Genomic DNA, 10,109 nt, shown 5'->3' on the forward strand with positions numbered 1-10,109 from the left:
GAAAGGCAAGGTAATGGAATTCGAAAAAGAACTCAAGGTCACCAAGACCAACATCCCCGGGCTCATCGTCTTCGATCTGCCGGTGCATGGTGACAACCGCGGCTGGTTCAAGGAGAATTGGCAGCGGGCGAAGGAGACGGCTTTGGGCCTGCCGGATTTCGGTCCGGTGCAGAACAACATCAGCTTCAATACGAAGCGTGGTGTGACGCGTGGTATCCATGCGGAGCCGTGGGACAAGTACATCTCGATCGCCACGGGCTCCGTGTTCGGCGCGTGGGTGGATTTGCGCCCCGGCGACACCTTCGGTGAGGTGTACACGTGCACGCTTGACCCGTCCAAGGCCATCTTCGTGCCGCGTGGCGTGGGCAACTCCTTCCAGACCCTCGAGGATGGCACCGCGTACACCTATCTCGTCAACGCGCATTGGAGCTTGGAACAGAAGAAGACCTACACCTTCGTCAACCTCGCCGACCCGACGCTCAACATCCAGTGGCCGATCCCGCTGGACCAGACCGAGCGTTCCGAGGCCGACCTGCACCATCCGTTCCTCGCCGACGCCAAGCCGATGGAACCCAAGCGCACTCTCGTCACCGGCGCCTACGGGCAGCTCGGACGCGCCATCAAGGAGTACGCCGAGGCGCACGACCTGCACAACTTCGAGTACCACGACATCGACACCTTCGATTTCTCCGATCCGGCCGCCTACGACCAGTTCGACTGGGACCTCTACGGCACCATCATCAACGCCGGCGCGTTCACGGCCGTCGACAAGGCCGAGACCGCCGAAGGCCGCGCCGCCGCATGGAAGGCCAATGCCACGGGTCCGGCGCTGCTGGCCAAGGTCGCGCGCGAGCACCACATCACGCTGGTGCACGTGAGCTCGGATTATGTGTTCGATGGCACGCGCGACCAGCACACCGAGACCGAAGGTTTCGCGCCGCTGGGCGTCTACGGCCAGACCAAGGCCGCGGGCGACATCGCCGTGGCGCAGGCGCCGCAGCATTACATCCTGCGTTCCAGCTGGGTGATCGGCGACGGCCATAATTTCGTCAAGACCATGATGGGTCTGTCGGACCGCGTGGCCGACCCCGACGAGTCCCTGAACCAGGTGACCGTGGTGGACGACCAGTTCGGTCGCCTCACGTTCACCAAGGACATGGCCGAGGCCATCTTCCACCTGCTCGGTTCCGCGGCTCCGTACGGTACGTACAACCTCACGGGGTCGGGCGCGGTCAGGTCGTGGAAGGACATCGCCGCCGAGGTGTTCGACCTCACGAATGGCAACGGCGACGCAGTCAAACCCGTCACCACGCAGCAATATTTCGAAACCGCCAAGAACCCCGTCTCGCCGCGCCCGGTGCATTCGGCGCTCGACCTGTCCAAGATCGAGGCGGCGGGTTATGCGCCTGCGGATTGGGAGGAGTCGTTGAGGGCGTATGTGAAGGCGGAGCTGGCCGCGCGCGGCGGTTCCGTGGAGGGAAGGTGAGACCGTGAAGGGTATTATTCTTGCGGGTGGTTCTGGTACCCGGTTGTATCCGTTGACGACGGTGACGTCGAAGCAGTTGCTTCCGGTGTATGACAAGCCGATGGTGTATTACCCGTTGAGTGTGTTGATGATGGCGGGTATCCGGGATATCCTGGTGATTTCGACGCCGAAGGACCTGCCGAATTTCGAGCGTCTGTTGGGGGATGGCTCCCGGTACGGGGTGCGGTTGTCGTACAAGGTGCAGCCGAGCCCGGATGGCTTGGCGCAGGCGTTCCTGCTGGGCGAGGAGTTCATCGCGGGGGATACGTGCGCCCTGGTGTTGGGGGATAACATCTTCTACGGCAACGGTCTGGGCCGTGTGCTGCGTGGCGCGGTGCGTGACGCCGAGGCTGGCCGGTCGAGCGTGTTCGGTTATTACGTGGATGACCCGGAACGGTATGGCGTGGTCGATTTCGACGAGACCGGGCGGGCGGTGTCGATCGAGGAAAAGCCCGCGCACCCCAGGTCGAATTACGCGGTGACGGGCTTGTATTTCTATGACCGGCGTGTGGTGGAGTATGCGAAGCAGGTGAAGCCGTCGGCGCGTGGCGAGTTGGAGATCACGGATCTGAACCGCATGTATCTGGAGGATGGTTCGTTGCGGGTGCGGACGTTGGGCCGTGGGTATGCGTGGCTGGATACGGGTACGATGGACAGCCTGTTCGAGGCTGGTGAGTTCGTGCGTACGGTGCAGCGGGCGCAGGGCCTGCCGATCGCGGTGGTCGAGGAGATCGCCTACGAGAACGGGTGGATCACGCGCGGGGAGTTGCTCGAGTCCGCCAAGCGGTACGGGAAGAGCCCATACGGCCGGCATTTGCAGGGCATCGCCGACGGCGACATCCGCCTCGTCGACAACAGCAAGGATGGGGAATAACCAACGACTAATACGCAATACGGCAATACTGACAATTCTATCTGGTAAGCACTGAATCTCATGAGTTCAGTGCTTACCAGATAGTTTGATGTCTAATCTAATCAGACATCTGGAGTCTTGCTGTACGCAGCTGTCTCTTGTGCCGTCAGGGGGACTGAGAGCGTCATGGAATGACGGGATTGTGGTCGTCACCGTGATGTCCGCATTGGCATCAGGCAACTTAGAGTGTTTCTAATATATTCTCAGCAGTGGCGTTCGCAATCAGATTATCAGTGCTGTTGACGGCTACAAGCAATAAGATGAAGAACTTGTTTGATGAAGAAGCGGCATGCCTTTTTCTGAGCATGTAGACTATCGAAAGCTGTCATCCTATTGTTTTGAATCGTTCGATTGGAGAGACGAATGAGGTATTCTTCCCTTAATCACCATCTTCATGAGTGAAATGCCCTAAATACTGACTGAATCCGGAATCGGGGGTGTGATTCCTGATTCAGTCTGCCGGTTCGGGCGACCGGATGGTTGACGCCTTGGCGGTTCGTTTCAGGTTTGTCGGCTGATTGTTGGGATTCTGTGGGTTTCCGGTGTGGTGGTGGTTGACGGGTACATGACAGTCGGCATCTGCGTGGACTGAATCTGTTTTCGGGATTCGTTCTCCGGTTTGGTCCGTGATTCGGGTGGTTCGGGCGGATGTCTTGACAGTGGTTGATTGCCACAGTGTGTGCAATTCATTGGAATCTAGTGGGTTTGTGGTGTTGTTGTGGCAGACGGACAAGTGTCGACAAGTGCTCGTGCGGACTGGTTCCGATTCCGTCGTGTGATTTCCGTTTTGGTCTGGGGCACGACTCGCCCCGTCGCCTCGTCATCATGCCCCATGCCTTTGCGTCATCTCATCATCATCCCACTCCGCATCTCGCGGCCGTACTGACCAGTCAACCCGTCAACCAATCTCCCGCATCCCCCCGTCAACTCCATGCGCCCGCGACCCCCACCCCACACCCAATCCTAAGAATAACCTGAGAATCTTCTGCTGTTTTCTTATGTGATTAAAGAGTCGTTATGGTGTAATAACGCGTTCAAAACCCCGATATATCAAGGAAAACAGCTTAACAATGCGCGTGCGAACTGCCGTATCCGCTTGATTTGCGAAGACTATGCTGAGTAGTGAAAGATAACAAAGCGGATGTGCGAGGGCAACACGGTTGCGCCTGGCTTCGACAGCTGAACCTGTTGGTTGAGTTGCCGACGGGGCGCCGCGCTGGAGTCGGATGCGATGACAGTCGGTCGGCGATTGGCAACCATCGACAGCCGCCGGAAACCCCCGGTGGCGTCAACCCTCAAGCGCAGTCCGCATGCCCCCACGAGGGGCGTTGATGTTGATAAGGAGCAGGTGACATGTGCACTGGAGTTCGTTTTGCAGATGAAGACGGCAACATGTATTTCGGCCGCAATCTTGATTGGTCGTTCTCATATGGCGAGAAGATCGTCGTGACGCCGCGCGGGTACCAGGCGCCGGTCGCATTCAACGCGACGGTCGCTAACCCGAAGCCGGTCATGGGTGTCGGCATCATCGTCGAAGGCATGCCGATGTATTTCGACTGCGCCAATGATGAGGGCTTGGCCGTTGCCGGCCTGAACTTCCCCGGATACGCCCAGTATGCGGACGCTCCGGTGGACGGCACGGTCAACGTGGCTGCCTATGAGCTGCCGTTCTGGATCGCTCGCAGCTTCTCCACCGTTGATCAGGTGGAGGAAGCCCTGAAGAACGTGACCGTGGTGGCCAAGCAGGTCAACGAGCAGTATCCGGTCTCGCTGCTGCACTGGATCGTTGGCGACGGCAAGCGTAGCATTGTGATCGAGGTCATGGCTGACGGCATCCATGTGCATCATGATGGTGCCGATGTGCTCGCCAACCAGCCGACTTTCGACTGGCATACCGAGAACCTGCGCAACTACCTGAGCATGGATCCGCGCGTCCCTGAGCCGGTCAAGTGGGGCACCCAGGAGCTCAGCGCGTGGGGCTCCGGCTCCGGCATGCGCGGCATTCCGGGCGACTACAGCTCGCCGTCGCGTTTCGTGCGCGCTGCCTACACGAACGCCCACTACCCGGCGCAGAAGACCGAGGAGTCGAACGTCTCCCGCCTGTTCCACACGCTGGATTCCGCCGCGATGGTGGATGGTTGCGCGCTCATGAGCAACGGCCAGTACGAGAAGACGATCTACACGAGCGGTTTCTCCGCCAAGACCAACACCTACTACAAGAACACGTACGAGGATCCGGCCATCAAGAGCTACCGTATGGCCGACTTCGACCTTGAAGGCTCCGAGCTGCAGACCGCTGAGTGAGTTGGGCAGCTGTCAAGCGTCTGATTGGCTGAACGTCTGAACCAGTAGGAACGGCTGAATGCGGGGCGCTGGGTGCGTGCGGGATAACCGCAGGTTGCCTGGCGCCCCGCATTCTTCTGTGCTGCTGGTTCGTGGATTGTGGCAAGTACATCGTCGACAGACAATGCTGTTGCTTTAGAAAATGAGGGGATGCGCGACGGATGGTCGAGAACAGCGACCGACTGAAGAACTATTTGCTCGCAGCGGCATATAGGAAGCGGTGACTTTGCTGTGAAATGTGCGGTGTTTTGTTCTGTTGCGGCGCCTCTCGTAGCGTTTTCGACTGTCTATCTGCGCTATCCGTAGTACCTGCCGGAGATCAACTCAACTACGAGGGTTCGTTGATGCCCGATATCGAAGATAGAACTGTTGGTATTCCGTGGTATGTGCTTGAGAATCAGGCATCGGCGAACCCTCGTAATGAAGATACGTTCTGGCAAGTACTACGGATATGCGAGATATAATCTCTCCCCCACCATAAACCCATCAATACACGAGATACTTGTCACCAGACTTTGTCGGTAATCAGATGAACGGGCGGCGTCGCACGACTTCTGACCACATCTTCAATTCCGGCTCGCACGTGGCGGACAGGATTCACTAGGGTTGCTGTCATGGCAGATTATCCTATGTATCAGCACGACATCATCCAAAACCATGCGACGGCACTGCGAGCGTGTGACGAGGCCCGCAACCGAACTTCGATGACGCTGGTGTTTACGCTGTCGACAGCCTTGGCGCTGCTTGGCATCGAGCCGCCTCGCGAACGAACGCGATTACAAGACGATGTGGTGTACGCAGCAGTTCACCACGAGAGTGATCGCTGGCGAGTGAAAGGCGTGCGTTTCGTCACCTGGCAGGGAAGTTTCGAGACGGTAGTTTTGCAGCGTGGCAGGTTTCGCTGCGTTCATGCGGTGTATGTGTGGGCGATGTACGCTGCTAGGTTGTCGTTGCAGGAGTTGGTTGTGCTCGGTGATTCGATGATGCGGCGTAATTCGCGTGGCATACGGATAGAAGATTTTATTCGGTTGTTGCAGAATCTGCGTGAGGAGGCGCAAGTGCGGGGTTTGCGGCTTCCTCGGGGGTTCCGGTCTATGAGCAGGGCGGTGCGGTTGATGCGGGAGCACACTGATTCTTCGCAGGAGACCCGGCTGCGTTTGTTGTTGATGCGCTATGGCTTAGGCTGTCCCCGTATCAATGTGCCGATGCGCATTCCTGATTCGGGCCGGCTGTTCTATTTGGATATGGCATATCCCGAAAAGAAGCTGGCGGTTGAGTATGATGGTACGCATCATCGCGACCAGTGGCTCGCAGACTGTGATCGATTGAAGTTCATTGATGAACAGGGGTGGCAGCATATTCAAGTGACTGCATATGATTTGTCAAGCGAGGATCAGAGGGAGCGACTCGTTTCATTGGTGGCTAAAAAGTTGGGGATGGATGCGTTATCGAGTCCGCTGACGTTGGAGCAGGTGGCGGATGGCCGTCGGGTCTGGAACCGTTGAGGCAGAGAGGCACATTATTGGTTCGGGAAGGGAAGAACGGGATATAGGGGCACAGTTTTCGGCCTCGTTCATCTTGTCTGGTTGGAGGAAATAATACTGGTTTCACGGGGTAGTAGACGCGAAACATACTCGTTCGGAGTAACTGGTAACGATATGCGTGAGCGGTGTTCTGACGTCGGGAAAGACAGAAATGGGAGAATCCGATGAACACCTCACTTGCATCGGCTATCTGCGTTATCCGTAGTACGTGCCGGAAGCCATCTTGCCTACGGGGGTTCGTGGATGCCTGGTGTCGAAGATAGAACCATTGACATTGCATGGCTTGTGTTTGCGGTTAGGTCAATAATGAAACCCTCATAATGGAGAAACGCCCATGCACATACTACGGATAGACTAGATACACGCCTTCAGGGACCGCAGGGAAGCAAGATGTGCTGGCATAGGCGGCATTCGATTATAGTGATGTCGCCGTGCTCATACCACAGCAATGTCAATCACCAACTCGCAGAGCACGATTCTCCAGACCGACTGTGAACATCGCGCACCCGATCGGAGCAATGAACACCATGGGAATCACATACCGCATGCCTTCGTACGATACGCTCGCCCCGGAAATCCACAGAAAAGGCATCGTGGCGAGCATCGGTATGAGCCAAGCAGCCTGATTCCAAGACATTGTATGCGCCCGCAGCCTGCGCACGGCAAGATAGCACTGCATGAAGGGCAGCCAAGTCGCCCAGAATGCGCGGCAGAACCACGGCTGGAGGAAGAACTGCTCGTTCAGCCATGCGAAGCCCTGATCCAACCCCGAGTAGAACAATGCGTGACTTGACACGGGTAGCCCAGAGTCAGAAGCGTTTGGCGCCAAGGACGCTCTCGTGTACACGTATGCCGGGCGCATGCCGGAGTATATCGATTCGTATGCCGCTTGGTTCGGCATGGCGACCCACCCTTGTTCCAGCAGGAAATATGCGCGCAAATATGTTGTGGGGTACCTTACCCCATTACGCAGCCACACACGTAAGAACGGTTTCAACAGTCGTTCGCGTTGCGCGGTCCAATGCGTGCCTTTGATGGGATCGACAGCCGGCCAGAAGAACTTGTTGGCGGCATCGGGCTCGAGAATCCCTTCGAACACGTCACGATCCGCCTGGGACAACTCGTCACCATGCTCTTTCAACAACAGCGCCGACTGTTGCAACGGAACGGCAATCATCTCCTGCTTGCCACCAGCCTCAATATGACACAGCGGGAACAGGATGCCAGGCAGTACCAAAAACATGATGATGGCGCTCGCCAGCACGGTTCCCGCCAATCGGAGCCGCGCCTTTCGCCCTGCCACGGCCAACATCGTGAGAATACAGGCGATGATCACTGTGTAGATGCCGGTTTTCTTGGTGAGTGACACCAGCAGCGCCAGTGTGCTGATGAGAATCCAGGCTTTCGGGGTTGCGAGGCTCGCGCCGCGTGTGCGTGCCGCTTCCATGCATCGTACGGAGAACAGGAGGAAGCAGGGGAGGAACACCGCGTCCTTGACCATCGCCATGGCATATATCGGGACGAACGGGAATAAGCAGAAGAACCCGTATGTGAGGAGGCACGCCCGTCTGCTGGCTCCTGCACGGGCTAGATAGCGGACCACGTATACCAGTACGGCGATGGATGTAGCAGTGATTACTGTCGTGTAGAGAGCGACGCCGAAGGCCGGGGAGCCGACCCAAGCACCGATTTGATAGAACAGCCCGAAAATCAGGGTGTCGAACACCGGGTGTTGATCGGACCACGCGCCGCTGGTAATGGCGTTCGGCTTCCCCTCCCATTGCAGTACCTGCTGCACGGTGTCATACCAGATTGCTCCAGGGAATGCCAATACGTAGTACGGGAGCCAGCATACCGCCATGATGGCCGTGGCTTTCAAAGCGGATTTCCGCCCGCCGGTGAAGTCGGGGAGAATCTTTTTCCACAGATGGGTTGCGGATTGGTGAGGGCTTGCGCTCTCTGCATCCTTGACGTTCCTGGCATCTTCCGGATGTGCTGACGCAAGTTTCGTTTGTACTGGTGTTGTCTGTTCGGGTGTGCCTTCCAGCCATGCGATGAACCGTTCAAACAGCAGCGTCAGAATAAAGAAGAAGACTGCGAAGACGAGGATATGCGGCAGTCGTCTCGCACGTCCTGCCTCCCCCTCATTGAGATAAGCGCAATATTCGGCCAATGTTGCCAGAATGATGCTGCAGCAGGCGAGCCCCAGTCGCGGTATCCGATGATGCTTTCGTGCAGGCGATTGCGTTGAAGATGCTGATGACGCTGAAGATGCCGTTATTCCCTCCATCATGGCTAACAGCCTAGCAAGAACGGGATACCGAACAACCGACAAAAGAAAAGAACCGCGAGAGCAGATTGTTCTCACGGTTCTTTTCCATTGCATCCTTGGCGTTGCCGATTAGATGAACGGCCGTGCAGCGCCCGTCGGATGACGGTTCCCAGCGTACATGTTGGCAACTCGAACACGAGGCGGAACCGCTTCGATCACCTGGTCATTGCCCAGATAGATGGCAACGTGCCCGGGATAGAAAATCAGGTCTCCGCGCTGCCGCTGACTGACCGGAATATGCAGGAACCTGCGGTCGTTGCTCATGTTGTTCGCATCATGGCTGTGCCAAGGATCGTACCAGTGTGCGGTCGGATTGTAATCCTGCAGATTCATTCCGGTCGCATAGAGTGACTGCATGACAAGCCCGGCGCAGTCCACGCCGTTGCCGGGTTGCATGGCATAATCCCAGACATATCGGGTTCCGAGATAGTCATATGCCCGGCTGATGAATGCATTCACGACTTGGTCGCGGTTGGCGTTGATGCTGATTCTTGACGGGGAAGCATACCCGAATGCTCCTCCAGGAACGCTGACATTGCAGGAGCTTACCTGGAAGAAACCGCCCGGATTCTGATAGCCGATTTTTCCACAGCCGGCGATTGACCCGTGTTGGAATCTCTGGGAAGGTCCTGTCTGGTCTTCGACCGGGAAGCCGTATTGTCCCTGCTCATAGCGGGCAGCGGCATACTTGCTCAGAGTCGTGCCGACTACCGGGTGTGCTCCTGTGGTGGGTGACCAGAAGACTACGCCGTGTTGGAAGGTCTGTGATGCGCCGCCTTTGACGGTGAGTTCGTCGCCGGTGGGCCAGCCGAGCCAGCCGTTCTCCCAGCCGTGGGCGCTCCAGTATTGTTGGATGGCGCCTCTGGTGAAGCGGGCGCCGGTGCTTGGCGACCAGTGGATCTGCCCGTTCTGGAATGCCTGGGATGTGCCGCCCCTGAGTTTCATCCCGTCGTTGACCGGGAAACCGAGGAGACCCTGTTCGTATTTCAGGGCCGTGTATTCCCTGAGGATGTTGTCGCGTACCGGATGTGTGCCGGTGCTGTTTGACCAGAAGACGACGCCGTGTTGGAAGGTCTGTGATGCGCCGCCTTTGACGGTGAGTTCGTCGCCGGTGGGCCAGCCGAGCCAGCCGTTCTCCCAGCCGTGGGCGCTCCAGTATTGTTGGATGGCGCCTCTGGTGAAGCGGGCGCCGGTGCTTGGCGACCAGTGGATCTGCCCGTTCTGGAATGCCTGGGATGTGCCGCCCCTGAGTTTCATCCCGTCGTTGACGGGGAGACGGAGGAAGACGTGCTCGTGGCGTGAGTGGGCGTATGCCGTGAGGTTTTCGGCTCTTACCGGGTGTGCTCCTGTGGTGGGTGACCAGAAGACGACGCCGTGTTGGAAGGTCTGTGATGCGCCGCCTTTGACGGTGAGTTCGTCGCCGGTGGGCCAGCCGAGCCAGCCGTTCTCCCA

General features: G+C 57.7%; 6 protein-coding genes. 4 read left to right on the forward strand and 2 right to left on the reverse strand.

The window, feature by feature from the left end; all coding sequences use genetic code 11:
- Positions 1–13: 13 nt before the first annotated feature.
- The 4 genes from CQR48_RS01945 (at position 14) to CQR48_RS01960 (ending at position 6,286) form a co-directional block, all read left to right on the forward strand.
- Positions 14–1,486 (forward strand): sugar nucleotide-binding protein, encoded by a 1,473-nt coding sequence (locus CQR48_RS01945; RefSeq protein ID WP_101451811.1) that lies wholly within the window; start codon positions 14–16, stop codon positions 1,484–1,486.
- A 4-nt stretch (positions 1,487–1,490) separates the two neighbouring features.
- Positions 1,491–2,399 carry a glucose-1-phosphate thymidylyltransferase RfbA gene (rfbA, locus tag CQR48_RS01950; protein WP_101451812.1) on the forward strand — a complete coding sequence of 303 codons (909 nt, stop codon included), beginning with the start codon at positions 1,491–1,493 and terminating at the stop codon, positions 2,397–2,399.
- Positions 2,400–3,791: 1,392 nt separating this feature from the next.
- Entirely contained in the window at positions 3,792–4,742 is a 951-nt protein-coding gene (bsh, locus tag CQR48_RS01955) for a choloylglycine hydrolase (RefSeq protein WP_101451813.1), read from the forward strand.
- Between the two features lie 653 nt (positions 4,743–5,395).
- The gene (locus CQR48_RS01960) at positions 5,396–6,286 is read left to right on the forward strand and encodes a hypothetical protein (RefSeq protein ID WP_143252451.1); all 891 of its coding nucleotides are present in this window, start codon (positions 5,396–5,398) and stop codon (positions 6,284–6,286) included.
- A gap of 490 nt (positions 6,287–6,776) precedes the next feature.
- Here the strand turns inward: CQR48_RS01960 and CQR48_RS01965 are convergent, their stop codons facing one another.
- Both CQR48_RS01965 and CQR48_RS01970 read right to left on the reverse strand, forming a co-directional pair.
- Complete coding sequence (locus CQR48_RS01965; RefSeq protein ID WP_101451815.1) at positions 6,777–8,498, reverse strand: DUF6020 family protein; 1,722 nt, start codon at positions 8,496–8,498, stop codon at positions 6,777–6,779.
- Positions 8,499–8,726: 228 nt separating this feature from the next.
- On the reverse strand, positions 8,727–10,109 hold a 1,383-nt coding region (locus CQR48_RS01970; RefSeq protein WP_180335095.1), incomplete at its 5' end, for an NlpC/P60 family protein.

It is taken from the genome of Bifidobacterium thermophilum, assembly GCF_002846655.1.
GTDB lineage: Bacteria > Actinomycetota > Actinomycetes > Actinomycetales > Bifidobacteriaceae > Bifidobacterium > Bifidobacterium thermophilum.

Bases quoted from the DNA above. Each gene is read 5' to 3' on its own strand.
- CQR48_RS01945 (WP_101451811.1), top strand. From the start codon at position 14: ATGGAATTCGAAAAAGAACTCAAGGTCACCAAGACCAACATCCCCGGG.
- CQR48_RS01960 (WP_143252451.1), top strand. From the start codon at position 5,396: ATGGCAGATTATCCTATGTATCAGCACGACATCATCCAAAACCATGCG.
- bsh (WP_101451813.1), top strand. From the start codon at position 3,792: ATGTGCACTGGAGTTCGTTTTGCAGATGAAGACGGCAACATGTATTTC.